Source organism: Actinoplanes sichuanensis, from assembly GCF_033097365.1.
Taxonomy (GTDB): Bacteria; Actinomycetota; Actinomycetes; order Mycobacteriales; family Micromonosporaceae; genus Actinoplanes; species Actinoplanes sichuanensis.
Window position 1 is genome coordinate 3,165,848 of record NZ_AP028461.1, and the last position, 14,190, is coordinate 3,180,037.

Annotated in this window: 12 protein-coding genes; 5 read left to right on the forward strand and 7 right to left on the reverse strand. The window is 71.2% G+C overall.

The genetic code is table 11. The features are described from left to right. The first annotated feature begins 97 nt into the window (after positions 1-97). Both Q0Z83_RS14255 and Q0Z83_RS14260 read left to right on the forward strand, forming a co-directional pair. Entirely contained in the window at positions 98-577 is a 480-nt protein-coding gene (locus Q0Z83_RS14255) for a DUF1877 family protein (protein WP_317794380.1), read from the forward strand. Positions 578-587: 10 nt separating this feature from the next. After that, entirely contained in the window at positions 588-1,769 is a 1,182-nt protein-coding gene (locus tag Q0Z83_RS14260; RefSeq protein ID WP_317794381.1) for an alpha/beta hydrolase fold domain-containing protein, read from the forward strand. 1,007 nt (positions 1,770-2,776) lie between these two features. Here Q0Z83_RS14260 and Q0Z83_RS14265 read toward each other — a convergent pair. Continuing rightward, positions 2,777-3,283 carry a DUF4190 domain-containing protein gene (locus Q0Z83_RS14265; RefSeq protein WP_317794382.1) on the reverse strand — a complete coding sequence of 169 codons (507 nt, stop codon included), beginning with the start codon at positions 3,281-3,283 and terminating at the stop codon, positions 2,777-2,779. 388 nt (positions 3,284-3,671) lie between these two features. Continuing rightward, on the reverse strand, positions 3,672-3,917 hold the full coding sequence (locus tag Q0Z83_RS14270) for a hypothetical protein (RefSeq protein WP_317794383.1): 246 nt from the start codon (positions 3,915-3,917) through the stop codon (positions 3,672-3,674). Positions 3,918-4,317: 400 nt separating this feature from the next. On the opposite strand from Q0Z83_RS14270, the gene Q0Z83_RS14275 reads away from it, so the two are divergent. Then, the gene (locus Q0Z83_RS14275; RefSeq protein ID WP_317794384.1) at positions 4,318-7,398 is read left to right on the forward strand and encodes a CHAT domain-containing protein; all 3,081 of its coding nucleotides are present in this window, start codon (positions 4,318-4,320) and stop codon (positions 7,396-7,398) included. Between the two features lie 113 nt (positions 7,399-7,511). Here Q0Z83_RS14275 and Q0Z83_RS14280 read toward each other — a convergent pair whose 3' ends face one another. The 4 genes from Q0Z83_RS14280 to Q0Z83_RS14295 form a co-directional block, all read right to left on the reverse strand. Next, entirely contained in the window at positions 7,512-8,645 is a 1,134-nt protein-coding gene (locus Q0Z83_RS14280; RefSeq protein WP_317794385.1) for a S8 family peptidase, read from the reverse strand. A gap of 96 nt (positions 8,646-8,741) precedes the next feature. Then, positions 8,742-9,236, reverse strand: coding sequence for a hypothetical protein (locus Q0Z83_RS14285; RefSeq protein WP_317794386.1), 495 nt, complete (start codon positions 9,234-9,236; stop codon positions 8,742-8,744). Continuing rightward, on the reverse strand, positions 9,226-9,819 hold the full coding sequence (locus Q0Z83_RS14290) for an RNA polymerase sigma factor (protein WP_317794387.1): 594 nt from the start codon (positions 9,817-9,819) through the stop codon (positions 9,226-9,228). Before Q0Z83_RS14290 ends, Q0Z83_RS14285 begins: the two co-directional genes overlap by 11 nt. A gap of 96 nt (positions 9,820-9,915) precedes the next feature. After that, positions 9,916-10,230, reverse strand: coding sequence for a hypothetical protein (locus tag Q0Z83_RS14295; protein ID WP_317794388.1), 315 nt, complete (start codon positions 10,228-10,230; stop codon positions 9,916-9,918). A gap of 191 nt (positions 10,231-10,421) precedes the next feature. Between Q0Z83_RS14295 and Q0Z83_RS14300 the strand changes: the two genes are divergently transcribed. Next, positions 10,422-11,528, forward strand: coding sequence for a phospholipase D-like domain-containing protein (locus Q0Z83_RS14300; RefSeq protein ID WP_317794389.1), 1,107 nt, complete (start codon positions 10,422-10,424; stop codon positions 11,526-11,528). Between the two features lie 53 nt (positions 11,529-11,581). Beyond that, positions 11,582-12,217, forward strand: a complete 636-nt coding sequence (locus Q0Z83_RS14305; protein WP_317794390.1) for a lipoprotein — start codon at positions 11,582-11,584, stop codon at positions 12,215-12,217. 44 nt (positions 12,218-12,261) lie between these two features. Here Q0Z83_RS14305 and Q0Z83_RS14310 read toward each other — a convergent pair whose 3' ends face one another. After that, positions 12,262-14,058, reverse strand: coding sequence for a flavin-containing monooxygenase (locus Q0Z83_RS14310; RefSeq protein ID WP_317794391.1), 1,797 nt, complete (start codon positions 14,056-14,058; stop codon positions 12,262-12,264). Positions 14,059-14,190: the final 132 nt, after the last annotated feature.

A 14,190-nucleotide genomic window follows, 5' to 3' on the forward strand; every position in this document is an offset into this window, starting at 1 on the left:
CCGACGAGGACACGCATAGTAGCCACCCCTTTGGTAGATCGTTCGACCGTCAATGTAGCCGGTCTTTTTGTCGGTGGGTCGCCCTATGATCGGCGCCATGTTGGGAGTGCATTTCGCGATCACCGCGGAGCAGGAGAAGCTGCTGCTCGACGCCGATGGTGACGACGACGCGGTCAGCGAGATCATCGGCGCCCTCGAGGAGGACTGGGCGGACGACGCGCTCAAGGTCGACACCGACAAGGCGTGGGACGCGATCCACCGCTGCCTCACCGACGGCACGCTCGACCCCGACGGCGGCACCGGGCCGCTCGCCCTGGCCGTCGTCGGTGGCCGCCACCTGCACGACGAGATGTATGTGGTGTATGTGGCGCCCGACGAGGTCCGTGCCGTGGCCGAGGCCCTGGCCGACATCGACGAGCCATGGCTGCGGGCACGCTTCGGCGACTTCGACGACGACTATGACGGTGCCGCCGACGACGACGATTTCCACTACACGTGGGACGGCCTGGTCTGTCTCCAGGGCTTCTACCAGCGGGCCGCCGCCGCGGGCCGCGCCGTCATCTTCACCGCGATGTGAGCGAGGCACCGTGACCAGCTGGCAGATGACCGTGGTGGCCGCCTTCACCAGGCTCGCCTACCAGCGAAAATTCACCACGGCGGAGGCGGGCCTGCGCACGCTCGCCCGACCCAAGGGCCCCTCCAAGCCGCCTTCGGCGATCCTCAAGAGGTACGCCGTAAGCACCACCCGCGACCACGGCTTCGACCTGCACCGGATCCGCCCGTCCGGCCCCGACACCGGTGTGACGGTCATCTACCTGCACGGTGGCGCCTACACGAGCGAGATCGTCAGCCAGCACTGGTCGCTGATCGCCCACATCGCCGCCCGGACCGGTCACGAGGTGGCCGTCCCCATCTACGGCCTGGCCCCCACCCACAACGGCCTGCAGGCGCTGACCTTCGTGACGGCCGTGATAGCCGCCGAGACGGCCCGAGGTCGCCGCTGCTACCTGGCCGGCGACTCGGCCGGCGGAGGCTTGGCCCTGCTGGCCGCCCAGGCCATGGCCGCCGACCCCACCCCACCACCCGGCCCGCCCGGTTCCGAGGGCCGTTTCGCCCTTGGCGCCGGTTCCGCACCGGACCGTCCCACCCCTGCGGCCGGCGAGACTGGTTCCGTGGCGGGCGGCTTCGTCACTGCGGCCGGCGAGAGTGGTGCCGTGGCGGGCGGGTTCGGTTCTGCGGCCGGTGAGGCTGGTTCCGTGGCGGGCGGCTTCGTTTCTGCGGCCGGTGAGGCTGGTGCCGTGGTCGGTGGTCTGGCCGCGGCGGCCGGTTCGATCGGGGGAGTGGTGGGTGTGACCGCGATAGCGCCCTGGCTCGATCTGTCGATCAGCAACCCCGAGGTGGACGAGGTCGAGCCGCACGACCCTTGGCTGCGCCGCCCCGGCCTACGCCCCTTGGCCACCGCCTGGGCCGGTGAGATCCCACTTCAGGACCCGAGGTTGAGCCCTCTCTTCGGCGACCTGACCCGCCTGCCACCCTTGCAGATCCTGGTCGGCACCCGCGACATCACCCTGCCCGACTGCCGCCTGCTGCGTGACCGCCTACCGTCGACGGTGCCGCTGACCTACCACGAGGAGCCGGGCGCCGTGCACGTCTACCCATTACTTCCCGTGCCCGAAGCCCGCCCCGGCCGCCAGGCCATCATCGACCACATCATGGCGACCACCGGAGCTGCCCGGCCGAGCGACGGATCAGCGAACGTGGCGCCCTGACCCTCGGGGGAGCCGACGCATCCATAACGGAGTGCTCCCTACCGGATACGGCCGATCCTCGGGCCTGCTCCCTACCGGATACGGCCGATCCTCGGGCCTGCTCCCTACCGGATACGGCCGATCCTCGGGCCTGCTCCCTACCGGATACGGCCGATCCCCGGGCCTGCTTCCCACCCGATACGGCCGATCCCCGGGCCGCGCTGAGGCCGACCAAGCGGTCGGCGAAGCGGTTTTCGTCGATGCCGAAGGGGGGCCGGAAAGTGGCGGGCGCGTCGGTCTGGAGCGGTGGCACTGAACGGCCCAGGTCGATCGTCCTGCTGCAACTCGCCCTCGACGGTCCTCACCAGGGTCTCGGAATCGCGCAGGAGATCGGCGTTGAGGGTGCCGGTCCGCGCGGGCGCCGGGCCGCGCGGGGCCGGCGGCCAGGTTGCCGACGGCCAATTTGCCCCAGTCTCTCGGGTCGTCGCGCCGGGCTTGTCCTGGTGGCGTCGTTTGGAGGTCGACGAGCCGATCGGCTGCCAGTCAGGAGCCGAGCCGGTCGGCCGTTGGTCAGGAGCCGAGCCGGTCGGCCGTTGGTCAGGAGCCGAGCCGGTCGGCCGTTGGTCAGGAGCCGAGCCGGTCGGCCGTTGGTCAGGAGCCGAGCCGGTCGGCCGTTGGTCAGGAGCCGAGCCGGTCGGCCGTTGGTCAGGAGCCGAGCCGGTCGGCCGTTGGTCAGGTGTCGAGCCGGTCGGCCGTTGGTCAGGTGTCGAGCCGGTCGGCCGTTGGTCAGGAGCCGAGCCGGTCGGCCGTTGGTCAGGAGCCGAGCCGGTCGGCCGTTGGTCAGGAGCCGAGCCGGTCGGCCGTTGGTCAGGAGCCGAGCCGGTCGGCCGTTGGTCAGGAGCCGAGCCGGTCGGCCGTTGGTCAGGAGCCGAGCCGGTCGGCCGTTGGTCAGGAGCCGAGCCGGTCGGCCGTTGGTCAGGTGTCGAGCCGGTCGGCTGCCGGTCGGGAACCGAGCCGGTCGGCGACCGTCAACTACCGGCGCCGGTGAGGGAGCCGACGACGGTCAGGAAGAACAGGGCCGCGCCGGGGATCACGGCGAGGTAGCCGAGTATCAGGCCGGCCACCGCAAGGCCCCGTCCGCCTCGGGTGCCGGTGTTCGTCTCCGCCAGACCGATGTGACCGGTGATGATCGCGGCCAGCGAGGGGATGCCGGCCAGGCACCAGCCGGTCAGGATGCCGACGATGCCGAGGACCAGTGCCGCGGTCGCCCACCCGGACGTCGGAAGAAGCATCGGCTGCTGGTAGCCGTAGGCCGCATGCGGCCGGTAGTGCCCGTGAAAGCCCGGGTACTGCCCGTAATGGGGCGGTGGTGCCTGATAAGTCGGAGGCGGTGGCGGGAACGACTGCGCCGGATACGGTGACGGGGTCTGCGGCGGATAAGGCGGGGCGACCCCCGGCGAGTACGGCTCCGGCGGGAACTGCGGTTGGGGCTGCCGATAGGGGTCGTGGTTCGGCTCGTACGGGTTGTAGCTCATCCGGGCCCCCTCGATCAGTCCTGGTGAGCGGCCCTGCCACATCGCCCACGACGCACACCGCCCTGCCGGTGTGATCGCCGCCGATGGTAGCCCGCCCGGCCCAGCTCGCGCCGCACCCGGCCGAGCCCACCGACCCGGCCGAGCCCACCGACCCGGCCGAGCCCACCGACCCGGCCGAGCCCACCGACCCGGCCGAGCCCGAAGGCTCGGCCGGGCCCCCTCGATCTGACCGGGCCCCCCTCGGTCTGACCGATCTCCCTCAGTTCGGCCGTGTCCCGTTGCCGGACCGGCCGAGCTTCGACCGGGCACACCGGCCCGGCCGCGCATCTGCTGTCGACGAACGCCGTCGGCGCGGTCGAATTTCCCTGTCTCGGGTGGTGCTCTGGTCTCAGGCGATCGGGGCCATTCCGCCGTCCGCGTGGGCCAGGGCCTTTCGTTTGTTGAACGCCGCCGTCACCGCTGTTCCGGCGGTAGCGGTGACGGCGGCCTCGACGAGTTTCACGACGTCCTCGTGGGAGAGGTCGCCGAGTTCGTCGGCGAATTCCGAGACCAGGTCCAGGACTCGATCGGACACGTCTGCGGTCACTCCGATCAGTCCTATCAGGATCTTGTCCATCAGGTCAGCGTCGATCACTTCTGCTCCTTGGGAACGGTGAACGTGATACCGGGACTCGCACGCGATGCCCGGTGAAATTGTTCGGTCTGGTCGTCCGGTCGGAAATATCCTGAGCAGGGTCCGGCCGTGTTCTCGACGATCGGCGGCCGGCCGGGTGTGCCCAGGACGCGGTCGGGCTGGGCCCGCCTGGTCGGTCAGCCGCCGAACCAGCCGCTGACCTGCGAACCAGCCACGAATCAGGGGCGGCGGGCGAACTGGCCCGGCCGCCTGGAAGAAGTCACGGGTGAGGCCTCGGCGATCCGCGTGCGGACATCAACGCGAACACCGGCACACTGCCTACGTTGATTCCACTCTGGATCACCGATGTGATGATCCAGTTCGCCTTCTCAACCGGTGTCATGTACAGAAGGAGGGGCCAGTGTCCACCCTGATACATCCAGGGGGCGGTGACTTCATGGCCGATCCCACCCCGCCGGCCGGCCCGACACCGCCGGTCGACCGAATCCCGCTGCCCGGCGGCGCCCCACCGGACGGCGACCCGTCCCCGCCCACCGGCGATCCCGAACCGGCCGACGGCCTCGAATCGTTCGATCGGGTCCTGACCCCAGACGGCCTGCCGGTGATGGAACCGACACCGGCCGCAGACGGCCTGCCGGTGATGGAACCGACACCGGCCGCAGACGGCCTGCCGGTGATGGAACCGACACCGGCCGGAGACGGCCTGCCGGTGGTCGATCGGGTTCTCGCGGCGGATGATCTCCGGGCGGTTGCCGGGCCGGTGGCGGTGGACGCCCAGGCGCTGGTGGACCAGGCGCTGTCCGGCGACGGCGGGCGGGCGGGCGAGAACGGGGCCCCGGCCGGGCGGTTGCCGGAGGTCGATCCGGTGGCGGGATCCGCGGACGGGTCGGCGCTCCTCGAGATCGCGGCCGAGGCGATGCGGCTCGTGCACATCGATCCGCGAGTGGCCAAGGGACAGGCCCTGCGGCTGCGGGCCACGGCACGGCGAGCGGGGGACGCCGGGGCCGAGTCGGCGGCCGAACGGGTGCTCGGACTGGCGGCCCGGGAGAGCAACCGGATGCGTTCGGCGGCGCTTCATCTGCGGCGGGCGGTCGCGGTCGCCGACCAGGCGGGGCTTCCGGTGCCGGCGGCACGGGCCCGGATGACACTGGCACTCGTTCGGGCCGACCAGGGAGACATTTCGGGAGCCGTACGGCTGGGGGAGGCCGCTGCCGTACACCTCGAAGGCCTGGAAGCGGCCCGCCTGCGTCATCAACTCGCCGTCGTCGCGCAGCGGCGCGGCCTTCTCGAAGAGGCCCTGAAGGAGTACGGCGGGGCGCTCGCCGTGTTCCGACGCGAGGGCGACCTGCTGTGGCAGGCGAAGGTGCTCAACAACCGGGGCGTGCTCCAGGCGTATCGCGGACGGTCCGGCCCGGCGGAGGCGGATCTGCTGCGGGCCGAGGAGCTGTACGGCAAGCTCGGCCAGGACCTGGCGGTCGCCGACGTGCGATGGAACCGTGGATTCGCGGCCGGGCGGGCCGGGCAGGTCGTGGCCGCGCTGACGCATCTGGCCGCGGCCGAGGAACACTACGTCGGCAACCACCTGTCAGCGGCGCTGATCATGATGGACCGGTGTGACGTCCTGCTGTCGGCCGGGCTGCACGAGGAGGCCCGGGAGGTGGCCGCCGCGGCCGTCCGGGAGCTGGCCCGCCGCCGGATGGCCGCCGACCTCGCCGAGGCCCGGCTGCTGCTGGCTGCGGCGGCGCTGGCCTGCGGCGCGACCGACGAGGCCCGCAAGGCGGCGCGGTTGGCCGGGCGGGCCTTCGACCAGCAGGGCCGGCCGGGCTGGGCGGCGGTCGCCCGGTACATGCTGATCCGCACCGACTGGGCCGCCGGCCGGCACGGGCCGGACCTGCTGCGGGCGGCCGTCGCCGGCAGCGAGGAACTGCGGGCCGGCGGCTGGGCCGTGGCCGCGGCCGATGCGGCGCTGATCGCCGCCCGGTGCGCTCTGGCCGCCGGGCGCACCGAGGAGGCCACCGAGCTGCTGCGGCACACCGGCCGGGCCCGGGGCGCGGGAAGTCCGGCGGCACAGCGGGTCAGCGCCTGGCACGCCGAGGCGCTGCTGCGGATCGCCGGCGGGGACCGGCGTGGCGCGCACGCCGCGCTACGGGCCGGGCTGCGCGCCCTCGACGAGCACCGGCTCACCCTGGGCGCCACCGAGCTGCGGGTCCGGGCCGCCGAGCACGGACTGGAGCTGGTGCGTACCGCGATGGACGCGGCGGTGGCCGACGGGTCGGCGCTGGCGCTGCTCACCTGGGCCGAGCGTGGACGGGCGGCCGCCCAGCAGGCCCGGCCCGCGCTTCCGCCGGCTGACGACGGGTTCGCGGCCGAGATCGCCGAACTGCGGGCGGTGGCCGCCGACCGGGAACAGGCCCTGGCCGAGGGCCGCGACGCCCGCCGCCACAGCCATCGCCAAGCCCAGCTGGAACGCTCGATCCGGGAACGGACCCGCCGCTCCGGGCCGAGCCGGGCGGCCGCCGACTCGGGCCGGGCCGCCGGGTGGGATGTCCCGGCGCTGATCTCGTGCCTCGGCGACCGGGCGCTCGTCGAGTTGATCACCGTCGGCGACATGATGTACGCGGTGGTGCTGGCCGGCGGCCGCCTGACCCGGCACGACCTGGGTCCGGTCACCGCGGTCGACGCCGAGGTGCGCGGGCTGCGGTTCGCGCTGCACCGGATGTCGCTGCGGCCCGGCGGGGGCGGCGCCGGCGGGGAACGGCTCGACGCGATCCTGCTCGGCCCGCTACGGGACCGGATCGGGGACGCCGACCTGGTCATCGTGCCGTCCGGGCGCCTGCACGGCGTACCGTGGCGGCTTCTTCCGGCTTGCCGGGATCGGACCCTGTCGGTGGCGCCGAGCGCCGCCGCCTGGCTGCGGGCCGTCACCGCCGAGCCGTCCGGGGACGCGACGGTGCTGGTGGCGGGCCCGGGACTGCCCGGCGCGGCGGACGAGATCAGCGCTCTTTCCGGGCGGTACGGCGCGACGTCCGCGCTGTCCGGCGCCGACGCGCGGGTCTCGGCGGTCCTGCAGGCCATGGACGGCGCCGGTCGTACGCACATCGCCGCGCACGGCACGTTCCGAGCGGACAATCCGCAGTTCTCGGCGCTGCGGCTGGGTGACGGGCCGTTGACCGTCTACGACCTGGAGGGCCTGCGCAAGCCCCCGGGCCTGGTGGTGCTGTCGGCGTGTGACTCGGGCATGTCCACCGTGCACCGCGGCGACGAGATCATGGGATTCGCCGCCGCGCTGCTGGCGATGGGCACCCGTTCGGTGATCGCCACCGTCGCCCCCGTGCGCGACGGTGCCGCCCGCGACGTGATGCTCCGCTTGCACGAGCACCTACGGTCCGGGAAGTCGCCGGCCACCGCGCTGGCCGAAGCTCAGCGTGAATCCGGCGACGACCCGGCCGCAGCCGCGTACGTCTGTTACGGGGCCGGGTGACCGACCGGGCAGGGACCGGCCACCCGGCGCGCCGCCGCCCGGTTACCCGGCCGTTGGAGTCGGGTGACCGGACATCGGAGCATGATGGCCGGTCACCTGACCGCGTGAAGTGATCACTGGAGGATGAACCCGGGCGGCGCCGCGACGTACCGCCCGTAGCCGGGGAACGACCGCGTCAGCCCGCCGAACAGCCGGTCGGCGGCCTCCGCGCACGTCTCCTTCAACGTGGTGTTGGCCGCGATCTGTGCCGCCACGAACGGAGTCGCGAACGAGGTGCCGCTCCACGCGACCGCGCCGGTGAAGTCGATCGGGTTGGCCCCGTAGTTCCAGGTGCCGAACACGTACGGCGCGTGCACCCGCACACCCGGAGCGCAGGCGGTGATCCAGTCGCCGGTGTTGCTGAACGGGGCGGGCACCTCGGTCCCGGCCGGGTCGGTGGTGTCGATCGCGGCCACCGACACCACTCCGGGCCGGCTGGCCGGGTAGAAGTTCGGCGTGGCCGCGTCCACGTTTCCGGCCGCCGCCACCACGACCGTCCCGGCGGGCAGGTCGTCGAGGACCGCCTTGAGCGCGAGCGGCTCCTCGTCACCGACGTAGGTGCCGCCGAGCGACATGCTGATGATCTCCGCACCGGCGTCGCGGGCCCGCAGGATGCCGGCGGCCAGCGTCCACTCGTCGCAGATCCCGTGGACGTTGAGGACCTGGATCGACGTCAGGTGGGCGCGCCGGGCGTACCGTGCGATGATCCCGGCCGCCGCCGTGCCGTGACCGCCCATCAGGCCGATCCGCCGGACCGCCGGGTTTTCGTAGACCGCGTCCGGCTCGTGCCGGCCGTGCCGCTGGTGCTGGTAGAAGACCGGCAGGGTGAGCGCCGCCGGGTCCAGGCCGGTGTCGATGACCGCGACCCGCACCACGCGACTGTCGGTGGCCACGCCGCCGATCTCCGGCTGCGGTGCCGGAACCGGGTCGGTCGCGGTGCCGCCGTGCAGTTTCGGCTGCCCGCTGATCGGGATGGCGTTGGCCGCGAACACGTGGTTGAGCCCGACCCGCGGGCTGTTGCCCTGGGCTCGCAGCTGACCCACCACCTGCGGCACGACCGGCGGGTCGTCACCGGTGTCGGGCAGGACGTACCGGTGAACGTATTCGTCGATCCCGTCCGGGGCCTCGCTCCGCTGCGCGCCCAGGCCCCGCATGGCGCCGCGGACCATTCCGGCGTCGTCGGCGGCCACCAGGATCTCATTGGCCATGTAGTAGGTGTTGCCAGTACGCCGGACTCGCGGGTCAAGTGCCCACGGGTTCGGGAAACTGGTCTCTCCGGGCATCGTCGTCTCGCTTTCTCGCGGTCAGCCGAGGGCCACCCAGCCGGTGACGATCGGCGCGGATTCGCTGCCCCGCAGCCGCAGCCGGATCGATCGGACCACGGGCAGATCGCTGAAGAACCTGCCTCCGGTGTCGATCGGCCGGCGGACGGCACCCCCGTCGTGCAGCAACTCCGCCTCGGTGTGGCCGGCCGGCTCGATGAAACCGTCCACCTCGAACCCCGACGCGGTACGCGCGAGGCCGAGGTGCACACGGACACCGTCGGGGCCGGCCGGGCCGAACACCAGCATCCGGACATCGTCCGGGCCGCGGGTGAGGACCTCGGCGTCAGTCAGCGAATCCCATTCAAGATCGGCGAAGTCCTCACCGTCGGAGCGGAACGCGAACGCGGCGACCGCATAGCGGGCCACCTCGGGTGGCATCGGATCCACCCGGGCGATCAGTGCGCTCAGCGCCGCGTCCACGTTCATGGTTTCGGTTTCTCCCTCGGACGGCGGCAGGTCTTCGTCACCAGTCATGACCCTGCTCCGCCGGCTCAGATACATCCGCGAGTTTGCGAAGTTTCTCCAGGCACCTGCGGCGGGTGGGGCCGAGATACCCGATCGGGACGCCCAGGGCGGCGGCCGCGTCGGCGTACGAGGGCGGCGGCTGGCCCATCAGGATCCGCAGTAACCGCTGGCAGTTGTCGCCGAGCTGGTTGAGCGCCTGCCACAGCCGGCCGGCCAGCGCGTCTCGTCTGACCTCCTCGTCGGCGGCGACGGCCATCTCCTCGGGGGACTGGTCCTCCCGGGCCGGACCGATCCACGCGAGATCACCTGTCGGCACCATGCGGTTGCGGGCGGCGAGCACGCGCAGCGACTCGCGGCGTGCGGTCGTGGACAACCAGGCACCGGCGTGGCCCGGGTCGGTCAGCTTGTCCAGGGAACGGGCGAACCGCTCCCAGGTGGTCTGGCTGACGTCCTCGGCGTCGGCCCGCCCCAGCCGGTAGGCTCGGGCCACGGACCAGACGAGACCCGCGTAGGCCCGGACGAGTTCCTCCCAGGCCGACGCGTCACCGGCAGCCGCTCGGCGTACCAGTGCTGCCGTCTCCACCGGCTCCATCGAGCCCTCCTTCGTCGTCCCACATGCCCCGCCCCGCCCTGAAACGATTTCACGACTCGCGCGGCAGGTCGATCAGTATGACGTGGACGCCGGAGGTCAGTTGCTCCAGTGGCCCTCCGCGGCGGGCATGGCCGCATAGAGGGCGTCCAATGTAGTGCTCGACTGAGCGCTGACCCACACCCACACCCCGCCCTCGCCGTGGGCGCGCAGCAACTGGCCGGGCGCCGAGAACCACCGGACCGGCGACTCCTCGACGTCGATCCACATCGGGAGATCCGGCAGCGGCACCCGGTCGAACGGGGCCAGCGCCGGTTCGACCACGTCGGCCGGCAGCTCGGCGGCGTTGCAGAGCTCGAAATCATGCTCCTGCACGACGGTGGTCAGGGCGATGTCGACACAGGCCAGAGACACCCGATCGACGTACGCCTGCGCCGGTCAGGCCCCACGCGGCGGTGAACAGGCGCAGGAACTCCCACACCCCGGCCCGGTCTCCGATGCGCGGCCGGAGCTCGGCCGTGGTGTCGAACATGAGACCGAATCCTACGATCAGACAATCCGATCAAATGAGGTACGCGCCGGGGATTACCGCCGACACTGAGGTCATGGGCCTGGACCTGGGAAGTGTCGAGTTCTACACCGGACCACCCGTGCTCGGCGCACCCGATGATCTCGACGCGGTGATCCGTGAGTTCATCGGCGGGGCGACCGAGACCCTGCTGATCGCCGTGCAGGAGCTGGACTCGCGGCCGATCGCCGAGGCGGTACTGGCCGCCAAACTGCGTAAAGTGCGTATTCAGGTCATTCTGGAGGGTGATTACCTCCGAGAGGATCCGCCGCGGGCCGATCCGTGGGCGGTGGACGGGGAGAACGAGACCAACCGGGTCATCCACGCCGCTCTACTGCGGGCCGGGGTGGACCTGATCACCGATCTGAACCCGAAGATCTTCCACCAGAAGTTCATCGTCCGTGATCCGGGGCGCGACACCGCCGCCGTGCTGACCGGGTCGACGAACTTCACCCGTACCGACACCGGCATCAACCCACCGGACAACCCGGAGCAGCCCGGCAACAACCTCAACCACCTGGTGATCCTGCGCGGGCAGACCGCCGCGAGCCTGTATCTGGCCGAGTTCAGCCGGATGCGGTCCGGCACGTTCGGCGCGCTGCAGGAGCGGGTCACCCCGCGTCCGGCCGAGTTCCGGCTCGGCCGGATCCGGGTCAAGCCGATCTTCGCGCCCCATCACGGGCCGGAGATGGAGATCATGAAGCAGATGCTCAAGGCGGCCGAACGGGTGGACTTCGCGATGTTCACGTTCGCCCAGTCCTCCGGCATCGACGACACCATGGAGTGGCTGCTGCGGGCCGGCATCCCGATCCGCGGGGTCCTCGACCGGGGTCAGGGCGCACAGGAGTGGTCCGCCACCAAGCGCCTGCAGGCGGCCGGCGCCGACCTCTACGAGAACGCCTTCGGCAACGGGGTCCGCAAGGTCCACCACAAACTCATGATCATCGACCGTCGGCTGGTGGTCGCCGGGAGCTTCAACTTCACCGCGCCGGCCAACACCCTCAACGACGAGAACCTGGTCGTCCTGGGCGACCTGGAGGAGACCGACCCGGCGGCCGAGACGGCCCAGCGCCGGCTCGCCGCCTACGCTCTGGCCGAGATCGACCGGATCGTCACCGACCTGTCCCGCCCGGTTCCGGCCTAGACGACGGCGGGGGTGTCGTACCCCCTGTGTAGGGTCTCGCAACTGTGAAGACCATGCATGTTCCGGCGGGGCTCGGGCTCGCCGTACTCCTTGTCGTCGGTGGCTGTTCGTCGGCGAAGCCGGCCGAGGCGCCGGTGGCGCCGCCCGCGAGCAGCGCACCAGCCGCCCCCGCCGCCGTGCCCGCGGCGGCTGCGGGTGCCGCGATCGGAGCCAAGGGCAGTGCCTGTGAGCTGCCGATCTCGTTCTCCACGGCCGCCGATTGGAAGGCCAAGCCGATCGATGTGAAGAAACTCGGTGAGCTGGCCGCGCTGGCCAAGGTCGGCGACTTCACCGTGGTGTGCGAGATCGACGCCAAACCGGCCGGCAGCATCGGGTTCATCCGGGTGCACGTGGCCGACGGGCTCAGCGGTGCGCCGGCCGAGCACCTGCAGGAGTTCGTCAAGGTCTCGATCGGTAAGAAGGAGGCGTCCAACACCGATTTCACCGACGTGCAGATCGGTGGGGCGCAGGCCGCCGAGGCGACCTGGGAGACGGTCGACAAGGAGTACGACATCCGCAGTAGGTACGCCGCGTTCGCCCTCAACACCAAGCGGGGCATGGTCGTGGTGCAGCTGAGCCCGTTGGACACCGGCGAGTTCACCTCGATGCAGCCCGCCTACGAGCTGGCCAAGACGTCCGTCAAGATCTAGACCGATCGGCCCGGGGCGGTCACCCCGCCCCGGGACGGATCGGGTCAATGCAGGACGGTGGCGATGCTGTCGGCCCGCCACTCGCGCAACAGCTCGTGGAAGGCGACCGGCCCCGGCCCGTAGGAGAACATCACCGGCCGCGGCTGGCCCTCGCCGTTGTAGTAGCCGGGCGTGCACTCGGACTGGAACTTGAACGTCTTCGGCGCGGTCTGGAAGATCACGCCCGCCCACGCCTCCTCGTCCTCGGCGGTCGGCTCGATCCAGCGGGCGCCCCGCTTCGCGGCCTCGGCGACCACCGCGCCGATGTGAGTGGCCTGTTCCTGCAGCACGTGCACGAAGTTGACGGCGGCCGCGTTCTGCAGCGAACCCAGGTGGAACAGGTTCGGGAAGCCGTGGCTGTAGAAGCCGTGCAGCGTCCGGGGCCCGTTGCGCCAGTGCCCGAGCAGCGGCAGCCCGCCCCGGCCGGTGACCGGCAGCGTTCCGGACAACACACCGGAGATGCCGACCTCGAAACCGGTGGCGAAGATGACGACGTCGACCTCGTACTCGGTGTCGCCGACGACCACACCGGTCGCGGTCATCCGGGTGATGCCACCGTGGTCGGCGGTGTCGACCAGGGTCACGTTCGGCCGGTTGAACGTCTGCAGGTAGAAGTCGCTGAACGTGGGCCGCTTGCACATGTACCGGTACCAGGGCTTGAGCGCCTCGGCGACGGCCGGGTCGGTGACGATCGAGTCGATGCGCTCACGGATCTCGTCCATCTTGCGGAAGTCGGCCATCTCGTCGAGGTACTCGCGTTCCTCCTCGGAGATGTTGCCGTCGACGCTGCCGGTGAGCATCTGCCGCTGCAGTTTCGCCGTCGACGTCCACCCGTCGTCGATCAGGTCCTCGTCCGCCCAGCCGCCGGTGACGTTGAGCAGGAAGTTCTCCATCCGCTCGCGCTGCCAGCCGGGTCGTACGCCGTCCAGGACGGCCTGGTCGGTGGGCCGGTTGTCGCGGACGTCCACGGTCGACGGGGTGCGCTGGAAGACGTACAGCCTCTCGGCCGACTCGGCCAGGTGCGGGATCACCTGGATGCCGGTGGCGCCGGTACCGACCACGGCGACCCGCTTGCCGGCCAGCCCGGTCAGGCCGCCGGACTGGTCACCGCCGGTGTAGTCGTAGTCCCAGCGACTGGTGTGGAAGGTGTGTCCCTTGAACTCCTCGATGCCCGGGATGCCGGGCAGTTTCGGACTCGTCAGGGTGCCCGAGGAGATCACCACGTAACGGGCCCGGAAGTCGTCGCCGCGGTCGGTGGTCACCTGCCACTCGGCGTTCTCCTCGTCCCAGGTCAGGCCGGTGACGCGGGTGTGGAACAGGGTGTCGGCGTACAGGTCGAAGCGCTTCGCGATGTTGATGCAGTGCTGCCGGATCTCCTCGCCCGGCGCGTACCGCCACTTCGGCACATAACCGACCTCCTCCAGCAGCGGCATGTAGACGGTCGCCTCGATGTCGCAGTGGATCCCCGGATAGCGGTTCCAGTACCACGTACCGCCGAAGTCGCCGCCTTCGTCGATCGTGCGGATCTGCTGCACGCCCGCCTGCCGCAGCTTGGCGCCGGTCAGGAGCCCGCCGAATCCCGCGCCGATCACCACCGCCTCGACCCGATCGGTCTTCGGATCCCGCTCGGTCCGCTCGGTGTAGGGATCCGTCGCGTAATAGCCGAACTCGCCGGCGGCCCGCCGGTACTGCGTGGTGCCGTCCGGCCGGATGCGCCGGTCCCGCTCCAGCCGGTAACGCTCGCGCAACGCTGCGAGGTCCTCGGGCTTGAGGCGGTGGGGGATGGGGGGTGAGGGGGACATGCGGGCCCTTTCGCGGGGTTGATCCGGTGGTGCGACCAAACTCAGAGGGCACAATTTAAAGCACTTGTCTTACCAAAAGCGTGCTCGACATCATGGATGTCCGAAAATTCAACTTCAATAAAGGCAAGACCC

Coding starts and splice junctions, on each gene's coding strand:
- Q0Z83_RS14255 (WP_317794380.1), top strand. CDS start 98: ATGTTGGGAGTGCATTTCGCGATCACCGCGGAGCAGGAGAAGCTGCTG.
- Q0Z83_RS14265 (WP_317794382.1), bottom strand. CDS start 3,283: ATGAGCTACAACCCGTACGAGCCGAACCACGACCCCTATCGGCAGCCC.
- Q0Z83_RS14280 (WP_317794385.1), bottom strand. CDS start 8,645: ATGGCCAATGAGATCCTGGTGGCCGCCGACGACGCCGGAATGGTCCGC.
- Q0Z83_RS14285 (WP_317794386.1), bottom strand. CDS start 9,236: ATGACTGGTGACGAAGACCTGCCGCCGTCCGAGGGAGAAACCGAAACC.
- Q0Z83_RS14290 (WP_317794387.1), bottom strand. CDS start 9,819: ATGGAGCCGGTGGAGACGGCAGCACTGGTACGCCGAGCGGCTGCCGGT.
- Q0Z83_RS14300 (WP_317794389.1), top strand. CDS start 10,422: ATGGGCCTGGACCTGGGAAGTGTCGAGTTCTACACCGGACCACCCGTG.
- Q0Z83_RS14305 (WP_317794390.1), top strand. CDS start 11,582: ATGCATGTTCCGGCGGGGCTCGGGCTCGCCGTACTCCTTGTCGTCGGT.
- Q0Z83_RS14310 (WP_317794391.1), bottom strand. CDS start 14,058: ATGTCCCCCTCACCCCCCATCCCCCACCGCCTCAAGCCCGAGGACCTC.